Origin of the sequence: Streptomyces sp. NPDC050164, from assembly GCF_044459945.1 — a bacterium.
GTDB classification, from domain to species: Bacteria; Actinomycetota; Actinomycetes; order Streptomycetales; family Streptomycetaceae; genus Streptomyces; species Streptomyces coeruleorubidus_A.
Genome location: NZ_JBITJK010000023.1, coordinates 105528 through 131220 on the forward strand (window position 1 = coordinate 105528; position 25693 = coordinate 131220).

Consider the following 25693-nt stretch of genomic DNA (forward strand, 5'->3'; position numbering starts at 1 on the left):
GAGGCCCGGATGTTCGGGGTACACCGGCCGGACGGCCGGGCGCGCTGTCGGCAGGTCCTCGGACTGACTCCCATGCACGCATAAAGAGGCATGGGTACACCGTTGCGGGACAGTTCCGGATTCACACCGGATTCCCCTGCGGCGACAGCGAGCATGAGCATACATCTTGTGCCGGGTGGAGAAAGCACCCCTAGATGTAGTGTCGCGATGGTTTCACAGCGTCAACTCGTAGGTGAGGAGAGTGATGTCGTCGAGCTCCGGAATCGGGTTCCAGTCCCGCTCCGGGACACGGACGAAGCCGAGACGTTCGTAGATGCGGTGGGCGGCGTACATGGTGCGCTGCGTCGACAGGACGACGCGGACGCAGCCGTCCGTCGCGCGGGCGCGGTCGACGCAGGCGCGGACGAGGGCCTCTCCGGCGCCGCGGCCGCGGGCCTCGTGGGCGACGGCGAGCATCCGTATCTCGGCCTCTGAGGGCAGGGCGATGTCGGCCATGGGACCGCCGGCGGGGACGAAGGTGACGCCACCGAGCAGGTGTTCGCCCCGGGTGGCCACCAGGACGTCCGCGGCGGCGGCCCGCTTGGCCACGTCCTTGAGTTCGCCGAGGTACGAGTCGCTCTCACCGAAGTCGAGGAGGTCGTCCTTCAGGTAGGCCTGGGCGGTGATCTCGCCGAGGGCGTCGTATTCGGTGGGCTTCACTCGCCGGATGAGGATGTCCATGGTCCGAGTGTGCGGGACGGGTATGACAACGGGCCGCCGGCTTTTCACCGACGGCCCGTCGTCACCTGCGACTCAGTGCGAGGTGCCCGCCGTCGCCGGCGGAAGCTCCACCTGGACGCCGGGGTCGCCCGCGTCCGCCGTGTAGTCCTCCGGCTTGGTCTCGTCGACGCCGTCGGGGGCCTTCAGGGCCCTGAGGATGAAGGTCAGGATCACGGTGACGACGACGTTCAGGACGAACGCCGTGAGGCCGATGTAGCCGATCTCGCCGATGCCGGGGATCTCCTTCGAGGAGCCGCCGAAGTGCTTCTGGGTCGGTGAGGCGACGCCGTACGCGGCGACCGTGCCGTAGAGCATGCCGACCGCCCAGCCGGCGAGCAGGGCCCAGCGGTGGAACCAGCGGGTGAACAGGCCGCCGACCAGGGCCGGGAAGGTCTGCAGGATCCAGATGCCGCCGAGGAGCTGGAAGTTGATGGCGACCGTCTTGTCCATGGTGAGGACGAAGGCCAGGGCGCCCACCTTCACCAGCAGCGAGACGAGCTTGGAGACCTTGGTCTCCTGCGCCGGCGTGGCGTCGGGCTTGATGAAGTCCTTGTAGATGTTGCGGGTGAAGAGGTTCGCGGCCGCGATGGACATGATGGCGGCCGGGACCAGGGCCCCGATGCCGATCGCCGCGAAGGCCACGCCCGCGAACCAGTCCGGGAACATGGTCTCGAACAGCTGCGGGATCGCCAGCTGCCCGTTCTGCACCTTGATCCCGGCCGCGATCGCCATGAAGCCGAGCAGCGCGAGCAGGCCCAGCATCAGCGAGTACAGCGGCAGGATCGTGGTGTTGCGGCGGATCACCTCACGGCTCTTCGAGGACAGCGTCGCCGTGATCGAGTGCGGGTACATGAAGAGCGCGAGCGCGGAGCCCAGCGCCAGCGTGGCGTACGTCCACTGCCCCGCCTCCGCCGGCACCAGCGCACCGCGCGGCGCGCCCGTCGCCGGGTTGGTCTGACCGTACGCCTCGCCGGCCTTGGCGAAGATCTCGTCGAACCCGCCCAGCTTGATCGGGATGTAGATGATCGCCACCGCGATGACGATGTAGATCAGGGTGTCCTTCACGAACGCGATCAGCGCCGGCGCCCGCAGGCCCGACGAGTACGTGTACGCCGCCAGCACACCGAAGGCGATCAGCAGCGGCAGGTCCTTGATGAACCAGTTCGTGTTCTCGCCGCCGCCGACGCCCATCACGTCCAGCACGGCCTGGATGCCGACCAGCTGGAGCGCGATGTACGGCATCGTCGCGAGGATGCCGGTGAGGGCCACGGCCAGGGAGAGGCCCTTGGAGCCGAAGCGGCCGCGCACGAAGTCGGAGGTCGTGACGTACCCGTGCTTGTGCGAGACCGACCACAGGCGGGGCAGGAACGTGAAGATCAGCGGGTAGACCAGGATCGTGTACGGCACCGCGAAGAAGCCGGCCGCGCCCGCCGCGTAGATCGCCGCGGGGACGGCGACGAAGGTGTACGCCGTGTACAGGTCGCCGCCGAGCAGGAACCAGGTGACCCAGGTGCCGAACGAGCGGCCGCCCAGGCCCCATTCGTCGAGGCTGTGCTCGTTCTCGGCCTTGCGCCAGCGCGCGGCCAGGAAGCCCATGACCGTGACGAGCAGGAAGAAGAAGATGAAGACGGCGAGTGCGACGCCGTTCACGCCGTCGTTCACTCCGACGCACCGCCCTTCGCGGCCGAGCGGGCGCGCTGGTCACGCTGCCACAGCTTGTAGGCGATCACCGTCAGGAGGGTGGAGATCAGCACCCACGCCATCTGGTACCAGTAGAAGAACGGGATCCCGATGAAGGCCGGGTCGGTCTTGGCGTACGAGCCGACCCACAGCATGGCCACGAAGGGCGCTATGAGGCAGAGAGCGATGACGACGCGCATCGGCGTCACCAGCGCCTCTCTGCTGGCTTCTGGGGCTTGCGACATCGGCGGCTCCGTCCAGTGATCACCTGTGGAATGCGCAGGCAATCTAGGTCAGGGTGTGGCGAGAACGGAACCCCTCGTTGTAATGCGGTACTCAAAAGAAATCAGTTCTCCACGGCGGCGCTCAGCAGCAGCGGAACCCCTGCCGGGGATCCTTCTCCTGCCGCTGCGTGCGCAGCCGCTCGAAGTCCCGGCGGGAGGGCACCTCCGCGTCCGGATGCTCCCTGCGGACGTGTACGACATAACGGTTGTACGCTGACTCATCGGTCAACTCCCGTACATACCAGCGCACACCCCTATACGCGCGTCTCAGTGCCGACCGCATCCCGGGCCTCCTCCTTCTCCTCCTTCGTCGGGAACAAGCCGGCCGGAGCGACGATCCTCGACTCGACGTACGGCGCCTCGCTCAGCGACGACAGCGCGGGACGGCGTACGTGCCGGACGCACACCCGGGCCGCGTCGACGACGACGACCACGATCAGCAGGGCCGGGATCGCCGAGAGGACGCCGTCCACCGTGGAGTTGGTGACCACGGTGTGCCTGTCGTCCATGGTCTTGGCGGGCGGCAGCACCTCGCCCCGGTCGATCGCGTCCTGGAACACCTGCCGCTGCTTGAAGAAGCCGACCTTGGGATCGCTGGAGAACACCTTCTGCCAGCTCGTGGTCAGCGTCACCGCCGCGTCCCAGGCGAGCGGGATCCCGGTGATCCAGGCCCACTTCAGACGGCCGCTCTTCACGAGCAGCGTGGTGCACACCGCCAGGGCGACCGCCGCCAGCAGCTGGTTGGAGATGCCGAAGATCGGGAAGAGCTGGTTGATGCCGCCCAGGGGTTCGTGGACGCCGACCCAGAGGAAGTAGCCCCACTCAGCGTCGGCAGGGTGATCACGACACCCAGCGCCAGCAGCACGATCGTGCCGATCTTCATGAAGGTCGACAGGTAGTCGCGCGGCGCCAGCAGCATCCACACCGGCAGGATCGAGGCGATGAACCCGTACGCCACCAGCCAGACGACCAGCGTGGATGGCGCCAGCGTGAACGTCTCGACCCAGGACGACTCGGCCACCCAGCGGCCCGCGACCAGCGCGAGCAGCAGCAGCGCCACGCCGATCAGCGACACCTCGGCCACCCGGCCCGGCCGCAGCACCCGCACGTAGAAGCCCATCAGCAGGGCGATCGGGATCGTCATGCCGATGGAGAAGGTGCCCCACGGCGACTGTGCGAGGGCGTTGACGATGACCAGGGCCAGCACGCCGAGCAGGATGATCATGATGGCGAACGCGGCGAGGAGGGCCGCCGCCCCGCCGAACGGGCCGATCTCCTCCCGCGCCATCTGCCCCAGCGATCTGCCGTCGCGCCGCGTGGAGAAGAACAGCACCACCATGTCCTGGACCGCACCCGCGAAGACGACACCGGCGATGATCCAGATCGTGCCGGGCAGATGGCCCATCTGGGCGGCCAGTACCGGGCCGACCAGCGGTCCGGCGCCCGCGATCGCCGCGAAGTGGTGGCCGAGCAGGACGCGGCGGTCGGTGGGGTGGAAGTCGATGCCGTTGTTCAGCCGCTCCGCCGGGGTGGCCCGGGTCCGGTCGGCCTTGAGCACCTTCTACGCGATGAACTTCGCGTAGAAGCGGTAGGCGATCGCGTACGTCCCGAGGGCGGCCGCCACCATCCAGGCGGCCGAGACCTCCTCGCCCCGGGACAGCGCGAGCACGGTCCAGCCGGCCGCGCCGACCAGTGCGACCAGGGTCCAGACAACAACGGTTCGGGGGTTCGCGATACGCACCGGGGAGTCTTCCCGTCCATGCGGCGACGGGAGGAACGTAAGGCAGGAAAGGGAGTTGCGCTACACCGCGTGCGCTACTCGGCGGGCCTCTTGAGCCGTGCCACGAACTTGTACCGGTCCCCCCGGTACACCGACCGCACCCACTCCACCGGCTGCCCTTCCCGGTCCAGCGAGTGCCGGGAGAGCATCAGCATCGGCAGGCCGACGTCCGTGCCGAGCAGGCCGGCCTCGCGCGGCGTGGCCAGCGAGGTCTCGATGGTCTCCTCGGCCTCCGCGAGATGGACGTCGTAGACCTCGGCGAGCGCGGTGTAGAGGGACGTGTGCTTCACCAGGGACCGGCGCAGGGCCGGGAAGCGCTTCGCGCTCAGGTGGGTGGTCTCGATGGCCATGGGCTCGCCGTTGGCCATGCGCAGCCGCTCGATGCGCAGCACCCGTCCGCCGGTCGTGATGTCGAGGAGCCCGGCGAGGCGGTCGTCGGCGGTGATGTAGCCGATGTCCAGGAGCTGCGAGGTGGGTTCGAGACCCTGGGCGCGCATGTCCTCGGTGTACGAGGTCAGTTGCAGCGCCTGGGAGACCTTGGGCTTGGCGACGAACGTGCCCTTGCCCTGGATGCGCTCCAGCCGGCCCTCGACGACCAGCTCCTGGAGCGCCTGGCGCACGGTCGTGCGCGAGGTGTCGAACTCGGCCGCCAGTGTGCGCTCGGGCGGGACCGGCGTGCCCGGCGCCTGGGTCTCGGTCATGTCGAGCAGGTGCTTCTTCAGGCGGTAGTACTTGGGCACGCGTGCGGTACGAACGGGCGCCCCGCTCTCGTTCTCCGCACTGCTGATGTCGGTGCTCATGCTCCGCCTTCCCGGCTCCTGTGCCGACACGATCCCACTTGTATACCGTCGGCGCCTTTTTTGGTCTAGTCCACAACTCCAAGTGGTCCACCTGGAGTATGCCGTGCCCGGTCGGGTTTTCGCCGGGTTCTTACTTAAAGGTTCCTGCATATGTAGGTCGCATAACGGCTGGTCAGAGCTTATTCCGGACCCTTGACAGGCCTACTGGTCTGGTCCAGGCTCCCCCTACTGGTCTACACCATTGGTCCAGGGCCTGACCCCACGTCTACCGCGGGGAGCAGGAGGGTCGGTGGCATCCCTGAGGAGGGTGGCGTGAAGCGCAAGCTGATATCCGCGATCGGTATCGCGGGCATGGTGGTCTCCATCGCGGCGTGCGGGGCCGAGGGGGGCAGCGGGGGTTCGGACAAGGGTGCGGACGCCAAGGAGCTGACCGTCTGGCTCACCGTCGACGCCCAGAACAACTGGCCGGAGCTGGTGAAGGCCGCCGACGCGGCAGTCAAGAAGAAGCACCCGGGCCTCAAGATCAACCACGAGTACTACGGCTGGCCCGACAAGAACGCCAAGCTCGACGCCGTCCTCGCCACCGACAAGGTCCCCGACGTGGTCGAGATGGGCAACACCGAGATGCTCGGTTACATGGTCAAGGGCGCCTTCGCGCCGCTGGAGCCCGCCGACTTCGCCAGCTCGGACGCCTGGCTGGACGGCCTCAAGGCCTCGGTGACCTACGAGGGCAAGACCTACGGCGTCCCGTACTACGCCGGCGGCCGCGTCGCCAACTGGCGGGGGGACGTGGCGGCTTCGGTCGGGGTGAAGACGCCCCCGAAGACGTACAAGGAGCTCACCGCCGCCCTGGACAAGATCCAGAAGAAGCAGGGCGACAAGTTCAGCGCCTGGTACCAGCCGACCCGCGACTGGTACGCGGCCATGTCCTTCGTCTACGACGCCGGCGGCGCCATCGCCACCGAGTCGGGCGGACAGTGGAAGGCCTCTCTCTCCTCGCCCGAGTCGCTCAAGGGCCTGAAGGAGTTCAAGAACGTCGTCGACAAGTACATGCACGGCGACAAGACCAAGGACGAGTCCGACCGCTACATCGTCTACGGCCAGGGCAAGTCCGCCATGATCTTCGCCGCCGCCTGGGAGGGCGCGACCGCCGAGGACCCCAAGAACGACAAGAGCGGCAAGCTCAAGGGCAACCTCGAGAACTTCGTGATGCCCGGCCCGTCCGGCAAGAACATGCCCGTCTTCCTGGGCGGCTCCGACCTCGCCGTCCCGGTGAAGTCCGACGCTCAGGCGCTGGCCGCCGAGTGGATCAACGCGTTCACCGGACCCTCCGGCCAGAAAGGCCTGATGGCCAAGGGCAACCTGCCCAACAACAAGACCGACCTCACGACGCTGAAGAACGACCCGAAGACGGCGGTCCCCGCCACCGCGGCCGAGTCCAACTGGTTCGTCCCGATGGCCCCCGGCTGGGGCCAGGTCGAGAAGGCACAGATCCTGCAGACCATGCTGCAGAACATCGGCACCGGCAAGAAGTCGGTCGAGGCCGCCGCCAAGGAGGCGGACGCGGCGATCGACAAGGTCATCAACACCAAGTGACCTTCGAGCGGGGCTCCCTCACGGGCGGAGCCCCGCCCTCCGTACGACCTGAGGGACCGCCGAGGAGTGCGCGATGAGTGCCGCAGACACCACCACCCCTGTCAAGGTGCCGCCGCCGCGGCAGGCACCGCCGCCACCGGGCCTGGCGGACACGCCCCGTAGGCCACGGACGTCGAGCCCGGCCGCGGTCCCCTGGCTGCTGCTCGCGCCCTGCCTGCTGATCCTGGCCCTGGTCATGGGCTATCCGCTGGCCCGCCTGATCACCCTGTCCTTCCAGACGTTCGGGCAGTCCCAGCTGTGGGGCTTCCAGCCGGCCGAGTCGGTCGGGTTCGACAACTTCGCGAAGGTGCTGGGCGACGGCGAGTTCTGGACCGTCGCGGTCCGCACGACCGTCTTCGCCGCCGGGGCCGTCGTCTTCACGATGGTGATCGGCATGGCGATCGCCCTGCTCCTCCAGCGGGTCTCCGGCTGGCTGAAGGTGCTCATCAACATCGTGCTGGTGGCCAGCTGGGGCATGCCGGTGATCGTGGCCACCACGGTCTTCAAGTGGCTCTTCGACTCGGACTACGGCGTCTTCAACGCGCTGCTCAGCAAGCTGCCCGGCGTCGAGATGATCGGCCACAACTGGTTCGCGAGCGGGCCCGAGGGCCTGGCCGTGATCATGCTGCTGATCGTGTGGGGAGCCGTGCCGTTCGTGGTGATCATGCTCAGCGCGGGTCTCACCCAGGTGCCGAAGGAGCTGGAGGAGGCGGCCCGCCTGGACGGCGCCGGCTCCTGGGGCGTCTTCCGCTATGTCACCCTGCCCGTCCTCAAGCCGATCATCGTGATGCTCACGACCCTGTCGGTCATCTGGGACATGGGCGTCTTCCCCCAGGTGTTCGTCATGCGGAACGGTCACCCCGAGCCGGAGTTCCAGGTCCTCAACACCTATTCCTACGACCGGGCGTTCGTGGTCAACGACTACGCCCAGGGCTCGGCCATCGCGCTGATCACCGTCCTGCTGCTGCTCGGCGTGGTCGCCGTCTACATGCGGCAGATGCTGAAGATCGGAGAGGTCGAATGAGCAGCACGCTGACCGGCCGCCGGGCGCCGAGGATCTGGTGGAACGCCCTCGGTCTCCTGGTCTTCGTCACCGCGGGCTTCCCGCTCTACTGGATGCTCAACACGGCGTTCAAGCCCGCCAAGGACGCCATCGACCCGGACCCCAGCCTGCTGCCGACCGGCATCACCTTCGCCAACTTCGGCCGGGCGCTGGACATCGCCGACTTCTGGGGCCCGGTGGGCCGCAGCATGGTGGTGTCGCTGGCGGTGGTCGTCATCGGCATGGCCGTGGGGCTGCTGGCCGCGCTCGCCATCTCCCGCTTCGCCTTCCGCGGCCGCAAGATCGTGATCGTGGGCATCCTCGCGGTCCAGATGGTCCCGCTGGTCGCCATGATCATCCCGGTGTTCCTGCTGCTCAACGACCTGGGCCAGTACGACCGGCTGACGGGCCTCATCATCACGTACCTGACCTTCATCCTCCCGTTCACCGTGTGGACGCTGAGGGGCTTCATCGTCAACATCCCGAAGGAACTGGAGGAAGCGGCCATGGTCGACGGCTGCTCCCGCACGGGTGCCTTCCTCCGGGTGGTCTTCCCGCTCCTGGCCCCCGGCATGGTCGCCACCTCGGTCTACGGCTTCATCCAGGCCTGGAACGAGTACCTCTACGCCCTGATGCTGCTCAGCCAGAAGAACCAGACGGCGACCGTCTGGCTCGGCAACTTCACCACCAAGCACGGCACCGAATACGCCCCGATGATGGCCGGCGCCACGATGATGGCCGTGCCGATCGTCGCCCTCTTCCTCCTCGTTCAGCGCAAGATGGCCGCGGGCCTGACCGCGGGCGCCGTGAAGGGATGACCCCACCCGATGACCACACTCGCCGGCGGTACCGACACGCTCACGCGTGACGCCCTGACGGTTCTCCAGCCCGGCTTCACCGGAACCACCGCCCCCGACTGGCTGCTGCGCCGGCTCGGCGAGGGCCTCGCCTCCGTCGGCCTGTTCGGCCGCAACATCGCCTCGCCCGGCCAACTGGCCGCGCTGACCGCGCAACTGCGGGCCGAGCGCGACGACGTCCTGGTCGCGATCGACGAGGAAGGCGGTGACGTGACGCGCCTGGAGGTGCGCAGCGGCTCCTCCTTCCCGGGCAACCACGCCCTCGGCGCGGTGGACGACGCGGAGCTGACGCGAGAGGTCGCCCACGAACTGGGCCGCCGTCTCGCGGCCTGCGGCGTGAACCTCAACTGGGCCCCGTCCGCCGACGTCAACTCCAACCCGCGCAACCCGGTGATCGGCGTGCGCTCCTTCGGCGCCGACACCGCACTGGCCGCCCGGCACACCGCGGCCTATGTGACGGGCCTCCAGTCCGCCGGAGTCGCCGCCTGCACCAAGCACTTCCCCGGCCACGGCGACACGGCCGTCGACTCCCACCACGCCCTGCCGCGCATCGACGTCCCCGCGGACGTGCTGACCGACCGCGAACTGACCCCGTTCCGCGCGGCCATCGCCGCCGGCAGCCGGGCCGTGATGAGCGCCCACATCCTCGTCCCGGCCCTGGACCCCGACCGCCCGGCGACCCTCTCCCGCCGCATCCTGACCGGCCTGCTGCGCGGCGAACTCGGCTACGACGGCCTCATCGTCACCGACGGCATGGAGATGCGGGCCATCGCCGGCATCTACGGCATCGAACGCGGCAGCGTCCTCGCCGTCGCCGCCGGTGCCGACGCGATCTGCGTGGGCGGCGGCCTGGCCGACGACGCGACCGTACGGCGCCTGCGGGACGCCCTGGTCGCGGCGGTACGCACGGGCGAACTGCCCGAGGAACGCCTGGCCGAGGCCGCGGACCGGGTACGGGCACTGGCCCGCTGGGCGAGCACGCCCGGCCGAGCCCTCGAGGAGACTCGCGGCAGCGAGATCGGCCTGCACGCCGCCCGCCGCGCCCTCACGGTCACCGTCGCCCCCGGCACGGGGAGCCCGGAGACCTTCAAGCCCCTCACCGAACCGCCCTACGTCGCCGCCCTCACCCCCGTCGCCAACATCGCGGTCGGCGACGAGACCCCCTGGGGCGTCGCCGCCGAACTCGTCCACCTCCTGCCGGGCACGGTGACGGGCAGCTTCTCCGCCGAGGACGGCAGGGAGGGGAACGGCAAGGTGGCTGACGGCAAGGTGGCTGACGAGGAGAGCGATGCCGGTGACGGCGCCGGGCGGGCGGCCCTTCAGGCAGCCGGCCCCCGCCGCATCGTCGCCGTCGTCCGCGACGAACACCGCCACCCCTGGATGGCCTCGGCCCTCGACACCCTGCTGGCCGCCCGCCCCGACACCATCGTGGTCGAAATGGGCGTCCCCCAGGCCCCACCCCGAGGCGCCCTGCACATCGCCACCCAAGGCGCGGCCCGCGTCTGCGGCCGCGCCGCGGCCGAGGTGATCGCCGGGTTGTAGGCGGGAGGCACGGGGAGTCGTCCAGGCGGGTCTTCCCACTGCTGCTTCCCTGGAGGAGGACGAGGCCGCCGCCCGCGCCGCCCGGCTGATCGCCGAGGTGTACGAGGACGGCACGGTCGCGACCGGGATCACCAGCGGCGCCACCCGGGGCCTGCCCCGAGCTGCGCGAGCACGTACCTCCTCATCGCCGTCCTCGTCGTCCACTGGGTCATGACAGGGGAGCTCGGCCGTCAGATCCCCTGCCACTCCGGCTTGTTGGCGTAGGTGTGCCGGAAGTAGTCCGCCAGCTTCAGCTTCGACGCGGCGGCCTCGTCGATCACGACGGTCGCATGCGGGTGGAGCTGGAGCGCGGACGCGGGGCACACCGCGGCGACCGGCCCCTCCACCGTCGCCGCGACCGCGTCCGCCTTGCCCTCGCCGGTGGCGAGCAGCACCAGGTGCCGGGCCTCCAGGATGGTGCCGATGCCCTGCGTGATCACGTGGTGCGGCACCTGGTCGATGTCGCCGCCGAAGAAGCGCGCGTTGTCGATCCGGGTCTGCTCGGTCAGCGTCTTGATCCGCGTCCGCGACGCAAGCGACGAGCACGGCTCGTTGAACCCTATGTGGCCGTCGGTCCCGATCCCGAGCAACTGAAGGTCCACGCCCCCGGCGTCCCCGAGGGCCTTGTCGTACGCCTCGCACGCCCCCTGCACGTCCTCGGCCGTGCCGTCCGGCCCCATGAACTGGTCCATCCCGACCCCGAGCGGCTCCAGCACCTCACGCCGCAGCACCGAGCGGTACGACTCCGGATGGTCGGCGGGCAGCCCCACGTACTCGTCGAGCTGGGCTATCCGCGCCCGCGTCACGCTCACGGCACCGGAACGCACCTTGGCCGCCAGCGCCTCGTACACGGGCAGGGGCGTCGAGCCGGTCGCCACGCCGAGCAGGGCGCCGGGCTTGCGCCGCAGCAGCTGAGCCATGGCCTCGGCGATGAGCTCGCCGCCCGCCTTGGCGTCCGGAACGATGACAACTTCCACGCTGGGCCTGCCGATCTGAGAGGGATGCTCAACTGGGACTGGACCCGGAAGGGGCCGTGTGGTTTAGACCAATCTAACAGAGCGAGGGCGCCGCTCCCAGGGTGAATACCGCCGGTCCCACAGGGGCAGCCGCCCGGTGCCGGCCAGGTCTCCGGCAGGTGAACAGCGCCCTTCCCGGTGGGCGTTCCGAGGTGCCGGGAAGTGGAATGGGAGTTGTATCGCGTGGGCGATCCGCGGTGCGGGGGAGTGGAATGGGAGCTGCATCTGCCCGCGCCCCCGGAAGGGACCCGCCATGACCGCCGCCACACCGGACACCCTCAGCGAGCGCCCGGGCCGGATCATGGCCCGGGAGATGGCGGAGCAGCCCGCCGTCCTGCGCCGGATCCTGGCCGACGGCGCCCCCGCCATCCGGGACGTGGCACGGCAGATCGCCGCCCGCGCTCCCCGCTTCGTCCTGCTGACCGCCCGCGGCACCTCCGACAACGCCGCCCTCTACGCCAAGTACCTCCTGGAGATCCGGCTCGGCCTGCCCTGCGGACTCACCTCGATGTCCACGACCACGGCCTACGGCGCCCGGCCCGACCTCACGGACGTCCTCGTCGTCACCGTCAGCCAGTCCGGCGGCTCCCCGGACCTGGTCGCCTCGACCCGGGCCGCCCGCGAGGCCGGCGCGATCACGCTCGCCGTCACCAACAACCCGGACTCACCCCTCGCCGGCGTCTCCGAGTACCACATCGACATCATGGCCGGACCGGAGAAGGCCCTCCCCGCGACCAAGACGTACACCGCCTCCCTTCTCGCGCTCTACCTGTTCGCCGAGGGCCTGCGCGGCGGCGACGGCGCACCCGCGCACGTGCTGCCGGACCTCGCCGAGCAACTGCTCGCCCGGCAGGACGAGGTGCGCACCCTCGCCGCCCGCTACCGCTTCGCCGAGCGCATGGTGATCACCTCACGCGGCTATGGCTACCCCACGGCCAAGGAGGCCGCCCTCAAGCTGATGGAGACCAGCTACATCCCCGCCCTCTCCTACTCCGGCGCCGACCTGCTGCACGGACCGCTCGCCATGGTCGACAACGTCTCGCCGGTCATCGCCGTGGTCATCGACGGCAAGGGCGGCGAAGCGCTCCAGCCGGTGCTCGACCGGCTGCGCGGCCGCGGTGCCGACCTGGTCGTCATCGGCCCCAGGCATCAGGTCGAGCAGGCGTCGGCCGGGTTCGTCCTGCCGACGGACGATGTCGCCGAGGAGGTCCAGCCCGTCCTGGAGATCATCCCCCTCCAGCTCCTGGCCTACGAGGTCACCATCGCCCGCGGCCAGGACCCGGACGCCCCTCGCGCGCTGGCGAAGGTGACGGAGACTCGCTGATGGCCAGGGCAGGGCGACGGGGACTCGCTGGGGCCGGGGCCGGGATATGGACACTCGCTGGGACCGGGGCGTGGGGACGGGAGACCCGCGCTGAGGACCAGAGCATGGTGACCGAACTCGCTGATGGGGCCCGTGATCCCCCGCTGCCTGCGGCGGCCACTATGTGAGCGAACCCCCCGTCGCATCCACCCAGCTCCCCGTGACCCACCGCCCCCCGTCCGAGACCAGGAACGCCACCACGTCGGCGACTTCGGCCGGTTCGCCCACCCCGCCCAGCGCCGATATCGCCGCGGCCTTCGCCCAGCCGTCGGCACTGCCGCGCAGCAACTGGGCCGTGTTGTCCGTGTCGATGATCCCCGGCGCCACCGAGTTCACCGTGATGCCCCGAGGGCCCAGCACCTTGGACAGGTCCCGTGAGAGGACGTCCAGCGCGCCCTTCGTCATCGCGTACGCCATGTTGTCCGGCATCACCGCCGTCCGGGCCAGCCCCGAGGAGATGTTGACGACCCGGCCGCCGTCCCGCAGCCGGTTCATGCCCTGTTTGAGGATGAAGAACGGCGCCTTCACATTGACCGCGAAGACCTTGTCGTACTCCTGCTCGTCCAGCTCCTGGATCGGCCGCGTGTTGCCGATCCCCGCGTTGTTCACCAGGATGTTCAGCCCGTCCGCGTGCCGGTCGAACTCCGCCCACAGCGCCTCGGCGTCCCCCGGTACGCCCAGCTCCACGCCCACCGCGAACGCCGAGCCGCCCGCCGCCTCGATCGCCGCGACCGTCTCCTTCGCCGCCGTCTCGTTCCTGCCGTAGTGCACCCCGACCCGCGCGCCGTCGCGGCCCAACCGCTCGGCGATCCCTCGCCCGATGCCCCTGCTCGCCCCGGTGACGAGTGCCGTCCTGCCCGTGAGCACGCCCATGGCGGCGCCCCCTTCGCATTTCACTAGTGGTCGCTACAGAAATGACCGTACCCCAGTCCGCCGACATTTCTCTAGCGCCCGCTATAAAATGCACTCCATGGCGAACGACGACGGGACCGCGAGGGCTGCGGGGCACGGAACCGCTGGGGTCGAGAGGCCCGGAACCGCGGCGGGCAGGGGCAAGGGAAGGCCCCGCGGCCGCCCCCGCTCCTTCGATCGCGAGACCGCACTGGAGAAGGCGCTCCTGGCCTTCTGGGAACACGGCTACGAGGCCACGTCCGTCTCCGACCTCACCCGCGTCATGGACATCGGCGCCCCCAGCCTCTACGCGGCCTTCGGAGACAAGCGGTCCCTTTTCGAGGAGGTCGTGCAGGTCTACGGCACGAGGTACGGCTCGTTCACCGACCGGGCCCTCGCCGAGGAACCCACCGCCCGGGCCGCCGTCGAGCGCACGCTGCGCGAGGCCGCCGCCGCGTACACGGAACCCGGCCACCCGCACGGCTGCCTCGTCGTCCACGCCGCCGCGAACTGCTCGACCCCCGAGGTCGAACAGTCGCTGCGGGACCGCCGCAACGCCAACATCGCCGCGTTCGAGAGCCGCATCAGAGCCGATGTCGCCGCCGGCGTACTGCCCCCGGGCACCGACGCCGCCGCCCTGGCCCGCCATACCGGAGCGATGATCCAGGGCATGTCGCAACAGGCGCGGGACGGGGCGAGCCGGGAGGGACTGGAGGCGGTCGCAGAAATTGCCATGTGCATCTGGCCCCGCACAGGAACCCACACGGGTTAGGCTGCGTGGAGGATGCCACTGCGTCCCGCCAGCCGGAAAGATAACAACAACGAACAGCCTCCAACGCATGGACACCCATGAGTGGTCTAGTCCACAATGCGTTACGAGAGCGCGTGCCAAGCGCGACAGCAGCCTCCGCCTTCCCCGCACAGGAAGGCGGACAGAGGAACCGAGGCTCTCTGCCCTGACTGCCCCGGCTCCTCGCCCTTCGGCCGACCGGGACCGCACACCCCACGGCCGATACTGCTCCGGGCTGCGGTGCCGGGAGGGTTGAGGGTCCCTCCCAGGCGCCGCGGCCCGCGGGTGTTCCAGGAGCCCACACCGGTCCGGACCCGCACATTTCGGAGCCGTACATTTCAGAGCCGTACAAACCCCCGGGTACGCTCGCTCACGTGCCCTCCATGAACGAACTCGTACGCCAGCACACCGCCCTCGACGACACCGATCTCGAGTGGCTCCACCTGCTGGTCTCGGAGTGGCAGCTGCTCTCCGACCTCTCCTTCGCCGACCTGGTGCTGTGGGTCCCCACCAGCGACGGCACGAGGTACGTGTCCGTTGCGCAGATGCGGCCCAACACCGGTCCGACGTCCTACCAGGACGACATGGTGGGCCACCTCGTCCCGCGTGGCCGCCGCCCGATGCTGGACGTCGCCCACGACGAGGGCCGCATCGTGCGCGAAGGGGACCCCGAGTGGCGCGAAGAGGTCCCCGTCCGGGTCGAGTCGATCCCCGTACGGCGGGAGGGACGCGTCCTCGGGGTCATCGCACGCAACACCAACCTGCTCACCGTCCGCACCCCGAGCCGCCTGGAGCTCACCTACCTCCAGAGTGCCTCCGACCTCGCACAGATGATCGCGGCCGGCGCCTTCCCGTTCGCGAACCAGCAGCTCGATATGGACGCCTCGCCCCGGGTAGGCGACGGCCTGATCCGGCTCGACGCCGACGGCATCGTCCAGTACGCCTCCCCGAACGCGCTGTCCGCCTACCACCGCCTCGGCCTCGCCTCCGACCTCGTCGGCCAGCACCTGGGCAAGACCACCGCCGAACTGGCCCCGACCCGGGGCCCGGTGGACGAGGCGCTCGCCAAGGTCGCCAGCGGCTGGGCGCCGCGCGAGTTCGAGATCGAGGCCAGCGACGGGGTCATCCAGTTCCGCGCGATCCCCCTCAAACCCAAGGGCACCCGCATCGGCTCGCTGGTCCTGCTCCGCGACGTCACCGAACTCCGCCGCCGCGAACGCGAGTTGATCACCAAGGACGCGACGATCCGGGAGATCCACCACCGCGTCAAGAACAACCTCCAGACGGTGGCGGCCCTGCTCCGCCTGCAGGCCCGGCGCATCGAATCCGACCGCGGCCGCGAGGCCCTGGAGGAGGCGGTGCGACGCGTCGGATCGATTGCGATCGTGCACGAGACGCTCTCCCAGAATCTGGACGAGCGCGTGGAGTTCGACGACATCGCCGACCGCGTCCTGGCGATGGTCGCGGAGATCTCCCCGGGCAAGGTCACGGGCCGGCGCACCGGCCGCTTCGGCATCCTCGACGCCGAGGTCGCCACCCCGCTGTCGATGGTGCTGACGGAGGTTCTTCAGAACGCGCTGGAGCACGGCTTCCGCGAGGGCGACACCGGCACGGTCGAGGTGTCGGCGGTCCGCGGCGGTACGGCCAAGGAGGCCCGCCTGCTGGTCACCGTCCAGGACGACGGCGCCGGCCTGCCGGACGGCTTCGACCCGCAGACCGCGGGCAACCTCGGCCTCCAGATCGTACGGACCCTGGTGGAGGGCGAGTTGGGCGGCACCTTCGACATGGTCCCGGCCCCGGAGCGCGGCACCCGTGTGATCCTGGACATCCCGGTGCGGGCCCAGAAGTAGCGGAATCGGGAGCTCTGGAGAAGGGGCGCCGCAAAAGCAATGAGCCCCGGGCCACCAAGTGGCCCGGGGCTAAAGCTCGTTGCTGCTTAACTCAAGCGCATCGGGGGAACTGCGCGCTGCGGCTCGGGGGCGGGAGATGCGTACTCGCTGTACGCGCCGCCAAGCTCAGGCTGTCAGCAGGGGTGGGGTTGTCAGGCGGAGGCCTGACGGGCCCGGTTGCGGGCGGCACGGCGCTTCATGGCGCGGCGCTCGTCCTCGCTGAGACCACCCCAGACGCCGGAGTCCTGGCCGGACTCGAGCGCCCACTGCAGACACTGCTCGATCACCGGGCAGCGACGGCAGACGGCCTTGGCTTCCTCGATCTGCAGCAGCGCAGGACCGGTGTTGCCGATGGGGAAGAAGAGCTCGGGGTCTTCCTCGCGGCAAACGGCGTTGTGACGCCAGTCCATGGCTGCTACCTCTCCTTGGTATTACGTGCAGGTGCTTGTGAATGTGAACGCTTTCACGAATCCCTCAACAAGTGAAGGGCCGACCGCCAGGTTCCCTGGCGTGGGTCCTGTGAGTTGAAGAGGGGTTCTGGTGATCAGTGGAGGCCGATGTTGCGGGCCGTCCCGATCGCCACGTAGAGACTCGCAAACCTCAGCGGCGGATACAACCCCTTCTGGAAAGTTTTTTTTGATTCTTCGGTGTCGACTAGGTCACAGCCGTACTTCCATGGGGTGGACCCTGGCCTAAACGTTCGAGTGAAAGGACTTTAGCCAGTTCTGCTCACACAATCACACGCAGTGCACGGCGTACGCCTGTGAACGTCACGCTTGTCCGCAGCCCCAGGTGGTCACCGTCCATCTGGAGGGGGAGCGGCACCTTCGAATGCAAGGTGAACTCCGTCAAATCGTGCAGGGAGGTGGCGTGCTTGCCATGGGGTCCGCGCTCGGGGGACGAAGTGAGCAACTGGGTGCCATACCGGGCAACCGCTGCGGTGGACAGGCGGCTGAGACCGAAGAGATCGAGGCCGGTATCGAACGAGGCCTTAGGCGCCGCGTAGATCGGGCGATTCCCCAGAAACGTCCACGGAGAGGTGTTCGAGACTATGGACAGCACCAGATCGGTGACCGGATCCTCGCCGGCCCGCTCCAGCGTGATCGTCCCGTGCCGGCGGTTCGACTCGCCGAGGAGCTGGCGCACGACCTGGCGTACGTAAAGAGCGTGTGTGGATTTCCGGCCGCGCTCGCGGTGCTGTTCCACCCGGCCGACCACACCGGCGTCGAAGCCGAGCCCCGCGTTGAAGGTGAACCAGCGCGAGGGCACCGCCTCGTCCTCCGTGCCCGGCGTGCCGGCGGTCAGGCCCAGGCCGACGGTGCGTTCGCTGCCGTCGCGCAGGGCGTCCAGCAGGGCGCCGGTGGCTTCCACCGCGTCGTTGGGCAGGCCCAAAGCGCGGGCGAAGACGTTGGTGGAGCCGCCCGGGACCACGGCGAGGCCGGGGAGGTGTCCCGGATCGGGGCCGGCGTGCAGGAGGCCGTTGACCACCTCGTTGACCGTGCCGTCGCCGCCGAGGGCCACCACCAGGTCGATGTCGTCGCTCTCCGCCGCGTGCCGGCCCAGGTCGCGCGCGTGGCCGCGGTACTCGGTGGTGACCGCCTCCAGCTTCATCTCGCTGGCGAGCGCGTGGATCAGTACGTCGCGCGTGCGCGCACTTGTGGTGGTTGCCGCCGGATTGACCACGAGAAGTGCACGCATGACTGGCAGCGTACCTACTGGGTGGTACCGGGCCCAGGCCGAGGTAGGGATCAGGTAAGAGAGCGGGGGTGAACCTCGCCACGAGGGGGCGTATGACGAGGGCTACTCTTCAGGGGTGAGCAGTGAGCAGACCCCCACCACCCCGGACAACACCGGCCCCCGCCCGCGGCGGCTGACGTACGCCGCGCTGCTGGCCGCACTGGAAGGGCTCGCGCTGGTCGTCGGCGGCGTCTGGATTCTCGTCCTCGGTCTCACGGGTGAGCCGGACGACCGGCAGCAGGCCGTGACCGGGGGCATCACGCTCGTCGTGCTCGCGCTGCTGCCGCTGCTCGCCGCGCGCGGGCTGCTGGCCCGCCGCAGCTGGAGCCGCGGCCCGGCCGTCATCACCCAGCTCATGGCGCTGCCGGTGGCCTACAACCTGCTCCAGGCCGACAGCATGGCCATTCCGGCCGGGATCGCCCTCGCGGTCGTGGCCGTCGCGGCGCTCGTGCTGCTCGTGAACCCCGAGACGACCCGGGCCCTCGGGATCCGCGGGCCCGGCAACGTACAGAAGTAGCCGTCACTCCTCGACGAGGAGCTTCTCCCGGAGCTGCGCCAGTGTGCGCGCGAGCAGCCGCGAGACGTGCATCTGCGAGATGCCGACCTCCTGCGCGATCTGCGACTGGGTCATGTTGCCGAAGAAGCGCAGCAGCAGGATCCGCTTCTCGCGCGGCGGGAGGTCCTCCAGAAGCGGCTTGAGGGACTCCCGGTACTCCACGCCCTCCAGCGCCTCGTCCTCCGCGCCGAGGGTGTCCGCGACCGCCGGGGACTCGTCGTCGGTGTCGGGGACGTCCAAGGACAGCGTGGAGTACGCGTTGGCGGACTCCAGGCCCTCCAGGACCTCCTCCTCCGAGATCGCCAGCTTCTCGGCGAGCTCGTGGACCGTGGGGGAGCGGCCGTGCAGCTGCGAGAGCTCGGCCGTGGCCGTGGTCAGCGAGAGGCGCAGCTCCTGGAGCCGGCGCGGGACGCGCACCGCCCAGCCCTTGTCGCGGAAGTGCCGCTTGATCTCGCCGACGACCGTCGGGGTCGCGTATGTGGAGAACTCCACGCCGCGGTCCGGGTCGAAGCGGTCGACCGACTTGATCAGCCCGATCGTGGCGACCTGGGTGAGGTCGTCGAGCGGCTCGCCGCGGTTGCGGAAGCGCCGCGCGAGATGCTCCACGAGCGGCAGGTGCATGCGGACCAGCTGGTTGCGCAGCTCCGCGTACTCGGGGCTGCCGCTGTTCAGGGTGCGCAGTTTGAGGAACATCTCGCGCGCCCCGCTGCGGTCCGGGGAGCCGTGCTGCGCGCCCTGTGCGTGGTGTGCGCGCGGCGCTTCGTCCTCGGGCTGTCGCTCGTGCTCGCTCATCGTCCCGCCCGTCGCCCTTCCCCGAGCCCTCGCCTCCTCCGCCACTCCCGACTGCGCGCGAGTGGGGGGACCCCCCTGGGCAGGAGATGCTGCGATCCCTCCGCCGGGAGGCGCGCTCCGCACGCCACCGTCCCGGTCCGGCCGCCCGCCGCCCGGAAGGACGGCCCCCGCGGAGTCGTCCTCGGGATGCGGGCGGGCCTGCTCGGGGATGCCGTCGATGCCGTCCGCCATGCGCCGGGTGTCGTCGGGCGCCGTGCCCGCGTCTGTGCCCGTGCCCTCGGCCGGCAGCTCTCGTGTGCCGCGCTCTTCGTCCCGCACCGGCCCGTCCTCGTTCCTCACGCCGGCCCGGGTCCCGCGCCGCGCTGTTTGTAGAGGCTGATCGAAACGGTTTTGTCCTTGTCCACGGCGGAGGAGACCTTGCCCGCCAGAGCGGACAGGACGGTCCAGGCGAAGGTGTCCCGCGAGGGGGCATGGCCATCCGTGGTCGGCGCCGAGACGGTGACCTCGAGTGAGTCGTCGACGAGGCGGAAGACGCAGCTGAGGACGGAGCCGGGCACGGCCTGCTGAAGCAGGATCGCGCAGGCCTCGTCCACCGCGATGCGCAGGTCCTCGATCTCGTCGAGGGTGAAGTCCAAACGGGCCGCGAGACCGGCCGTGGCCGTACGCAGCACCGACAGGTAGGCACCCGCGGCCGGCAGCCGGACTTCCACGAAGTCCTGCGTCGCGGGCTCGCCTGCGATCTGGGACACCCTCACCTCCATGGTGGTACAAGTGTTTCAGGGCCGAGGGTCGCCCCCCGGGGTAACGCGATACATGGTTCAGCGGTGACGCTACCGCGCTCTCGACGGTCCTGTCCCCGGGACCCCATCCCCTTGCAGTCACTCACAGTAAACCTCTGGATACGCTCCGTGTCTAGAGGTTCTGCGGACCCAAATGGGAAGACCGTGCGCCGGGTTGACGTACCCAGACGTCAGACGGTCGAACCGTCCCGCGCCGGGGTCCTGTCGAGTCACACCAGGACATGATCGACGAAGCACCAGCGCCAAGTCTCCCCGGGCTCATGGGTCCGCATCACGGGATGCCCGGACTCCTTGTGGTGCTCCGCCGCGTGCCGCCCCGGCGAGGAGGTCACAGCAGCCGACGTGACCGCAGCTCAGGCACAGCCGCAGTTGCACCGGATCCATGCCCTCCGCCAGACACTCCGGACACGTCTCGCCGAGCGGAACGGGTTCGGGGTGCGGCAGCGCCTCGGCGTGCGTGCACTGTTTCATGATTGCCAGGTTACGACGGTCGCGCGGAAGACCGTGTCGAAAAAAGAGGGCGGGGCGGGAACGATGGACGTGATGCCACTGCTGTTGCTGGTGGCGGGCAGCGCCGCGATCGCCGCGGTGGCCAGGCGCACACCCGTGCCGGCGCCGCTGCTGCTGGTTGCGGTCGGGCTGGCGGTCAGTTCAGTCCCCGGGGTGCCGGACTACACCCTCGACCCGCACATCGTGCTGCCGCTCATCCTGCCCCCGCTGCTGCACACGGCCGCCACCGACAGCTCCTACCTCGACCTGCGGGCGCAGCTGCGGCCGGTCGCGCTGCTGTCCGTCGGGTACGTGCTGTTCGCGACCTTCGTCGTCGGCTGGGCCCTGTACGTGATCGTGCCGGACCTGCCGCTGACCGCGGCCCTGGTCTTCGGCGCGGTGGTGGCGCCGCCGGACGCGGTCGCGGCGACGGCCGTGGCCCGCCGGGTGGGGCTGCCGTCGCGGATCACCACGATCCTCCAGGGCGAGTCCCTGCTGAACGACGCCACCGCGATCACCGCCTACCGGGTGGCCCTGGCCGCCGCCGTCGGCGAGGGCGCGACCTGGGCCGGGGGCATCGGCGAGTTCCTGCTCGCGGCGGTCGGCGGCGTCGTGGTCGGGCTCGTGCTGATGGCGCCGATCCACTGGCTGCGCACGCACGTGAAGGAGGCGCTGTTCCAGAACACGCTCTCCCTGCTGACCCCGTTCGTCGCGTACGCCGTCGCCGAGCAGGTGCACGCCTCCGGTGTCATCGCGGTCGTGGTCGTCGCGCTCTACCTGGGACACCGCGCGTGGCAGGTCGACTTCGCCACGCGTCTGCAGGAGGAGGCGGTGTGGAAGATGGTCGCCTTCGTCCTGGAGTCGGCGGTGTTCGCGCTGATCGGACTCCAGTTGCCGGTGGTGCTGAGGGGCCTCGGGGAGTACGAGGGGGTCCTGGCCGCCTGGTACGCGGTCGTCGTCTTCCTGGTGGTCGTCGCGGCCCGGTTCTTGTGGGTGTACCCGGCGACCTTCCTGCCACGGCTGCTGTCGGCCCGGATCCGGGAGCGGGAGGCGAGTCCGACCTGGAGGGGGCCGTTCATCGTCGCGTGGGCCGGCATGCGGGGCGTGGTCTCGCTCGCCATCGCCTTCTCGATCCCGCTCACCCTGCACGATGGCGAGGGGCCCTTCCCGCATCGCAACCTCATCCTCTTCCTGACCTTCACGACGGTCATCGGGACGCTGGTCGTGCAGGGTCTGACCCTGCCCCCGCTGATCCGTCTGCTGAAGTTCCCCGGGCGGGACACACAGGCCGAGACACTGGCCGAGGCCAACGCCCAGGCGCAGGCCTCCCGGGCCGCCGAGCGGCGCCTGGACGAACTCCTCGCCGACGAGCGCAACGCACTGCCCGCGCCGCTCGCCGACCGGCTCCGCACCGTCCTGGAGCGCCGCCGCAACGCCGTCTGGGAACGGCTCGGGCAGGCCAACCCGGTCACCGGGGAGTCCGTCGACGACACCTACCGGCGGCTGTCGCGGGAGATGATCAGCGCCGAGCGCGAGGTGTTCGTCAAACTCCGGGACGCCCGGTACATCGACGACGAGATGCTGCGGACGCTGCTGCGCAGGCTGGACCTGGAGGAGGCGGCGGCGTTCCGGGAAACGGCGTAGAGGTGGGAGGGGCGGACGATACGGACGCGCGCTGCCGGGCGTCGGGGGGCGGCGGGCGTCAGGGGAAGGGGCGCAGACGTCACGGGAAGGGGCGGCCGGTGACCACGGCCGCCACGGTCGTCCCGCGCGGGAAGGCGCCATCGTCGGCCAGGGTGACGAGCCCGTACAGCAGCTTGGCGACATACAGGCGTTCCACGGGCAGTCCGTGACGGTGCTCGAAGTCCGCGGCGAAGGAGCCGAGCTCGTCGGGCACGCGCGCGTAGCCGCCGAAGTGGAAGCGGTCGTCGAGGTTCCAGGTGCCGCGCGGGCCGCCGAAGGCCTGGTGCTGCAAGGCCCTGACGTCGGCGGCCAGGAAGCCGCCCTTGAGGACCGGGACCCCCAGGGCACGTTGCCCAGGGGCGAGTCCGGCGGCCAGTCCCGCCAGCGTGCCGCCGGTGCCGCAGGCCACGGCGACGACATCGGCCCGGCCGTGCAGTTCGGCGCCGAGCGCCCGGCAGGCGCGTACGGCCTCCGCGTTGCTGCCGCCCTCGGGGACGACGTACGCCTCCTCGGCGTCCGCCGCGCGCAGGATCGCGGCCAGGGCCCGTGGCTCGGACTTGCGGCGGTACGTCGCCCTGTCGACGAAGTGCAGCCGCATGCCGTCGGCCGTGCAGCGGGTCAGCGAGGGGTTGAGGGGCCGGTCGGCCAGCTCCTCGCCGCGTACGACGCCGACCGTGGGGATGCCGAGCAGCCGGCCGGCCGCGGCCGTGGCGCGCAGGTGGTTGGAGTAGGCGCCGCCGAACGTGACGACGGTACGGCCGGCCGCCGCCGCGAGGTTCGGCGCCAGCTTGCGCCACTTGTTGCCGATCAGCTCCGGGTGGATCAGGTCGTCCCGCTTCAGCACCAGCCGGACGCCGTGGTGCTCGAACCGGTCGTCCACGACTTCCTGCACCGGCGAGGGCAGCCGGGGACGCAGAGCCGCGAGACGGGGTGCGTCGGGGGTGTCGGGGCTGGTCACCAGGCCATTGTCGCTCGGGGTGGGGCGGTCTGACGTGCGGCCCTAACCCGCGCCGGCCGGGCGCCAGCGCCGGGTCGCCCGGCCGAGCCTGCACCGCGTCAGCCTGCCGTCGCCCCAGGGCCGACGGTGATTGCCTCCAGCTGCGCGTTGGGGCCCGCGGGTCGCCGGTGGCCGGTCGCGCAGTTCCCCGCGCCCTTCATGGGGCGCCGCACCAGCCGCCGTTCCCCAACGCTGTCAGCCTGTGGTCGGTGCCGGCTCGGCGTGCTTGGTCCGGCGGTGGTCGCGTACGAGGGCGATGAGGGACGGGCCGCCCCGCACGCACCAGAGTGCGATCACCGGGTCGCAGATCGCGCAGCCCAGGGAAGGGGTGTGGGCGGAAGGGGATGATCGGGTCGCCCTTGATGTGGTGGACGTGTCCCACGCCGTGTGCAGGCACCGGCGACCATGACCGCGTTCAGGCGCCGCCGGTGCGGTTCGCGGACGAGGGACATCAACGGGGCATAGAGGATGCCGATGCCGATCGGTGCGACGTACTGCATGGTTGGGCCGTCTCCGGAGTCGGTGGAAGGAACGGACGCCAGGCCGGATCCGGTCCCGCGCGCTCCCCAGCGGCATTACCGACAGGTTCCAACGGGTTGTCGCCAGCCGCCCGGGGCCCGGCCGCGCAGCCCGCGAACGCCGGAAAAGGGGCCCCTTCTGCCCAGTCGTACGAAGATCCATTCCCGCTCTTTCGTGTAATAGCACCGCGACGCTGTCTGAGGAAGGCTTGAGCGTGCACACCGATGCCCGAGACGTATGGGCGTCGGTAACAACCGGGAGGGCAGTTCTCTATGTCGGTAGGCGAAGAGGTCCGCACGGAGGAGACCAGGCCGCAGCAGAGTCTCGGCACGGCGGCCGCGCGGAACCTGGCCACCACGACCAAGTCCGTGCCACAGATGCAGGAGATCAGCTCCCGCTGGCTGCTGCGCATGCTGCCCTGGGTCGACATCCAAGGGGGTACGTATCGGGTGAACCGGCGGCTGACGTTCGCCGTCGGCGACGGCCGGATCACGTTCGTGAAGACCGGCGACCGCGTCGAGATCATCCCCGCGGAGCTGGGCGAACTGCCGGCGCTGCGGTCGTACGAGGACCAGGAGGTGCTCTCCGAGATCGCCCGGCGCTGCGAGCAGCGGGAGATCGCGGCGGGCGGGGTGATCGCATCGTTCGGCAGCCAGTGCGACGAGGTGTACCTGCTGGCGCACGGCAGGGTGGAGAAGATCGGCACGGGCCCGTACGGCGACGACGAGTCCCTCGGGGTCCTCGCCGACGGTGCCTACCTCGGCGACGAGGCGCTGCTGAACGACGACGCCATCTGGGAGTACACGGCCCGCGCGCTCACCGCGTGCACCGTGCTCGTCCTGTCCCGCCAGGACGTCGAGCAGATCGCGGAGCGCTCGGACTCGCTGCACGAGCACCTCCAGCAGCGCCGCTCGATCCCCGAGCAGCGCTCCAACAAGTACGGCGAGAAGGAGATCGACCTCGCCTCCGGCCACTCCGGCGAGCCGGACATCCCGCACACCTTCGTCGACTACGAGGCCAGGCCCCGTGAGTACGAACTGAGCGTCGCCCAGACCGTCCTGCGCATCCACACGCGCGTGGCCGACCTCTACAACCAGCCCATGAACCAGACCGAGCAGCAGATCCGGCTGACGGTCGAGGCGCTGAAGGAGCGCCAGGAGCACGAGCTCGTCAACAACCGCGACTTCGGCCTTTTGCACAACTGCGAATACGACCAGCGGATCCAGCCGCACGACGGCGTGCCCAGCCCGGACGATCTGGACGAACTGCTCAGCAGGCGCCGCGGCACCAAACTGCTCCTCGCCCACCCGCGCGCGATCGCCGCGATCGGCCGTGAGCTCAACAAGCGAGGGCTCGTCCCCGAGACCATCGACATGGGCGGCAACCGCATCCCCACCTGGCGGGGGGTGCCGATCTTCCCGTGCAACAAGATCCCGGTGACCCCGGAGCGGACGACGTCGATCATCGCCATGCGTACCGGCGAGAGCGACCAGGGCGTCATCGGCCTGCGGGCCTCCGGCATTCCGGACGAGATCGAGCCGAGCCTGTCGGTGCGCTTCATGGGCATCAACGAACAGGCCATCATCAAGTACCTGGTCACGGCCTACCACTCGGCCGCGGTGCTGGTACCGGACGCGCTCGGCGTCCTGGAGAACGTCGAGATCGGCCGCTGGCAGTGACGCTTGCCGTACGCCGGCCGTGTCCGCGCCCGGCAGCGCGGGTACACCCTCGGGGTACGCGCCCAACGGCAGCG

The 25693-nt window shown here is 69.9% G+C and carries 22 protein-coding genes, 3 pseudogenes and 1 riboswitch; of the genes and pseudogenes, 10 read left to right on the forward strand and 15 right to left on the reverse strand.

What is annotated here, in order from left to right; all coding sequences use genetic code 11:
* Positions 1-53 precede the first annotated feature (53 nt).
* Positions 54-136: riboswitch (cobalamin riboswitch) on the reverse strand.
* Between the two features lie 77 nt (positions 137-213).
* The 6 genes and pseudogenes from ACIBNA_RS27285 to ACIBNA_RS27310 all read right to left on the reverse strand — a co-directional run bounded on the left by ACIBNA_RS27285 (position 214) and on the right by ACIBNA_RS27310 (position 5303).
* On the reverse strand, positions 214-720 hold the full coding sequence (locus tag ACIBNA_RS27285) for a GNAT family N-acetyltransferase (protein ID WP_399167806.1): 507 nt from the start codon (positions 718-720) through the stop codon (positions 214-216).
* Between the two features lie 72 nt (positions 721-792).
* Positions 793-2421 carry a monocarboxylate uptake permease MctP gene (gene mctP, locus ACIBNA_RS27290; RefSeq protein WP_399167808.1) on the reverse strand — a complete coding sequence of 543 codons (1629 nt, stop codon included), beginning with the start codon at positions 2419-2421 and terminating at the stop codon, positions 793-795.
* Positions 2418-2684, reverse strand: a complete 267-nt coding sequence (locus ACIBNA_RS27295) for a DUF3311 domain-containing protein (RefSeq protein ID WP_399167810.1) — start codon at positions 2682-2684, stop codon at positions 2418-2420. Before ACIBNA_RS27295 ends, mctP begins: the two co-directional genes overlap by 4 nt.
* 121 nt (positions 2685-2805) lie before the next feature.
* Positions 2806-3006, reverse strand: coding sequence for a YbdD/YjiX family protein (locus tag ACIBNA_RS27300; RefSeq protein WP_399167812.1), 201 nt, complete (start codon positions 3004-3006; stop codon positions 2806-2808).
* Positions 2978-4464, reverse strand: a pseudogene (locus ACIBNA_RS27305) (carbon starvation CstA family protein). Before ACIBNA_RS27305 ends, ACIBNA_RS27300 begins: the two are co-directional and overlap by 29 nt.
* A gap of 74 nt (positions 4465-4538) precedes the next feature.
* Positions 4539-5303 (reverse strand): GntR family transcriptional regulator, encoded by a 765-nt coding sequence (locus ACIBNA_RS27310; RefSeq protein ID WP_399167814.1) that lies wholly within the window; start codon positions 5301-5303, stop codon positions 4539-4541.
* Positions 5304-5615: 312 nt separating this feature from the next.
* Between ACIBNA_RS27310 and ACIBNA_RS27315 the strand changes: the two genes are divergently transcribed.
* From ACIBNA_RS27315 to ACIBNA_RS27330, 4 genes are all read left to right on the forward strand, one after another.
* Positions 5616-6899: an extracellular solute-binding protein gene (locus ACIBNA_RS27315; RefSeq protein WP_399167816.1), complete on the forward strand. Its 1284-nt coding sequence runs from the start codon at positions 5616-5618 to the stop codon at positions 6897-6899.
* 73 nt (positions 6900-6972) lie between these two features.
* Positions 6973-7962, forward strand: coding sequence for a carbohydrate ABC transporter permease (locus ACIBNA_RS27320; protein ID WP_399167818.1), 990 nt, complete (start codon positions 6973-6975; stop codon positions 7960-7962).
* Entirely contained in the window at positions 7959-8798 is an 840-nt protein-coding gene (locus ACIBNA_RS27325; protein WP_399167820.1) for a carbohydrate ABC transporter permease, read from the forward strand. The genes ACIBNA_RS27320 and ACIBNA_RS27325 overlap by 4 nt, the downstream gene beginning before the upstream one ends.
* Positions 8799-8807: 9 nt before the next feature.
* A complete protein-coding gene (locus tag ACIBNA_RS27330) occupies positions 8808-10379 on the forward strand; it encodes a glycoside hydrolase family 3 protein (RefSeq protein ID WP_399167822.1) in 1572 nt (523 codons plus the stop codon).
* A 230-nt stretch (positions 10380-10609) separates the two neighbouring features.
* Here the strand turns inward: ACIBNA_RS27330 and nagB are convergent, their stop codons facing one another.
* On the reverse strand, positions 10610-11395 hold the full coding sequence (gene nagB / locus ACIBNA_RS27335) for a glucosamine-6-phosphate deaminase (RefSeq protein ID WP_399167825.1): 786 nt from the start codon (positions 11393-11395) through the stop codon (positions 10610-10612).
* Positions 11396-11687: 292 nt separating this feature from the next.
* On the opposite strand from nagB, the gene ACIBNA_RS27340 reads away from it, so the two are divergent.
* Positions 11688-12758, forward strand: a complete 1071-nt coding sequence (locus tag ACIBNA_RS27340; protein WP_399167827.1) for an SIS domain-containing protein — start codon at positions 11688-11690, stop codon at positions 12756-12758.
* Between the two features lie 159 nt (positions 12759-12917).
* Here the strand turns inward: ACIBNA_RS27340 and ACIBNA_RS27345 are convergent, their stop codons facing one another.
* Positions 12918-13670, reverse strand: a complete 753-nt coding sequence (locus tag ACIBNA_RS27345; RefSeq protein ID WP_399167829.1) for an SDR family oxidoreductase — start codon at positions 13668-13670, stop codon at positions 12918-12920.
* Between the two features lie 97 nt (positions 13671-13767).
* On the opposite strand from ACIBNA_RS27345, the gene ACIBNA_RS27350 reads away from it, so the two are divergent.
* Together ACIBNA_RS27350 and ACIBNA_RS27355 are read left to right on the forward strand one after the other, a co-directional pair.
* On the forward strand, positions 13768-14460 hold the full coding sequence (locus ACIBNA_RS27350) for a TetR/AcrR family transcriptional regulator (RefSeq protein WP_399167831.1): 693 nt from the start codon (positions 13768-13770) through the stop codon (positions 14458-14460).
* A gap of 401 nt (positions 14461-14861) precedes the next feature.
* Positions 14862-16328, forward strand: coding sequence for a sensor histidine kinase (locus tag ACIBNA_RS27355; protein ID WP_274822166.1), 1467 nt, complete (start codon positions 14862-14864; stop codon positions 16326-16328).
* A gap of 191 nt (positions 16329-16519) precedes the next feature.
* On the opposite strand, the gene ACIBNA_RS27360 is transcribed toward ACIBNA_RS27355, so the two are convergent.
* Both ACIBNA_RS27360 and ACIBNA_RS27365 read right to left on the reverse strand, forming a co-directional pair.
* Positions 16520-16777, reverse strand: a complete 258-nt coding sequence (locus ACIBNA_RS27360; RefSeq protein WP_003992873.1) for a WhiB family transcriptional regulator — start codon at positions 16775-16777, stop codon at positions 16520-16522.
* Between the two features lie 319 nt (positions 16778-17096).
* Entirely contained in the window at positions 17097-18065 is a 969-nt protein-coding gene (locus tag ACIBNA_RS27365; RefSeq protein ID WP_399167833.1) for a diacylglycerol/lipid kinase family protein, read from the reverse strand.
* 115 nt (positions 18066-18180) lie between these two features.
* Between ACIBNA_RS27365 and ACIBNA_RS27370 the strand changes: the two genes are divergently transcribed.
* The gene (locus tag ACIBNA_RS27370) at positions 18181-18621 is read left to right on the forward strand and encodes a hypothetical protein (protein ID WP_399167834.1); all 441 of its coding nucleotides are present in this window, start codon (positions 18181-18183) and stop codon (positions 18619-18621) included.
* A gap of 3 nt (positions 18622-18624) precedes the next feature.
* Here the strand turns inward: ACIBNA_RS27370 and ACIBNA_RS27375 are convergent, their stop codons facing one another.
* The 3 genes and pseudogenes from ACIBNA_RS27375 to ACIBNA_RS27385 form a co-directional block, all read right to left on the reverse strand.
* Positions 18625-19770: an RNA polymerase sigma factor SigF gene (locus ACIBNA_RS27375; protein ID WP_399167878.1), complete on the reverse strand. Its 1146-nt coding sequence runs from the start codon at positions 19768-19770 to the stop codon at positions 18625-18627.
* Between the two features lie 17 nt (positions 19771-19787).
* Positions 19788-20201, reverse strand: coding sequence for a hypothetical protein (locus tag ACIBNA_RS27380; protein WP_003992877.1), 414 nt, complete (start codon positions 20199-20201; stop codon positions 19788-19790).
* Positions 20202-20461: 260 nt separating this feature from the next.
* A pseudogene (locus ACIBNA_RS27385) lies at positions 20462-20723 on the reverse strand (UBP-type zinc finger domain-containing protein).
* Between the two features lie 63 nt (positions 20724-20786).
* On the opposite strand from ACIBNA_RS27385, the gene ACIBNA_RS27390 reads away from it, so the two are divergent.
* Positions 20787-22385, forward strand: coding sequence for a Na+/H+ antiporter (locus tag ACIBNA_RS27390; RefSeq protein WP_399167836.1), 1599 nt, complete (start codon positions 20787-20789; stop codon positions 22383-22385).
* Positions 22386-22464: 79 nt separating this feature from the next.
* Here the strand turns inward: ACIBNA_RS27390 and ACIBNA_RS27395 are convergent, their stop codons facing one another.
* Together ACIBNA_RS27395 and ACIBNA_RS27400 are read right to left on the reverse strand one after the other, a co-directional pair.
* Positions 22465-23382, reverse strand: coding sequence for a 1-aminocyclopropane-1-carboxylate deaminase/D-cysteine desulfhydrase (locus tag ACIBNA_RS27395; RefSeq protein ID WP_399167838.1), 918 nt, complete (start codon positions 23380-23382; stop codon positions 22465-22467).
* Positions 23383-23694: 312 nt separating this feature from the next.
* Positions 23695-23921 (reverse strand): annotated as a pseudogene (locus tag ACIBNA_RS27400) (DUF6010 family protein); the annotation flags it as partial.
* A 291-nt stretch (positions 23922-24212) separates the two neighbouring features.
* On the opposite strand from ACIBNA_RS27400, the gene ACIBNA_RS27405 reads away from it, so the two are divergent.
* Positions 24213-25619 (forward strand): family 2B encapsulin nanocompartment shell protein, encoded by a 1407-nt coding sequence (locus ACIBNA_RS27405; protein WP_399167840.1) that lies wholly within the window; start codon positions 24213-24215, stop codon positions 25617-25619.
* The last annotated feature ends 74 nt before the right edge of the window (positions 25620-25693 follow it).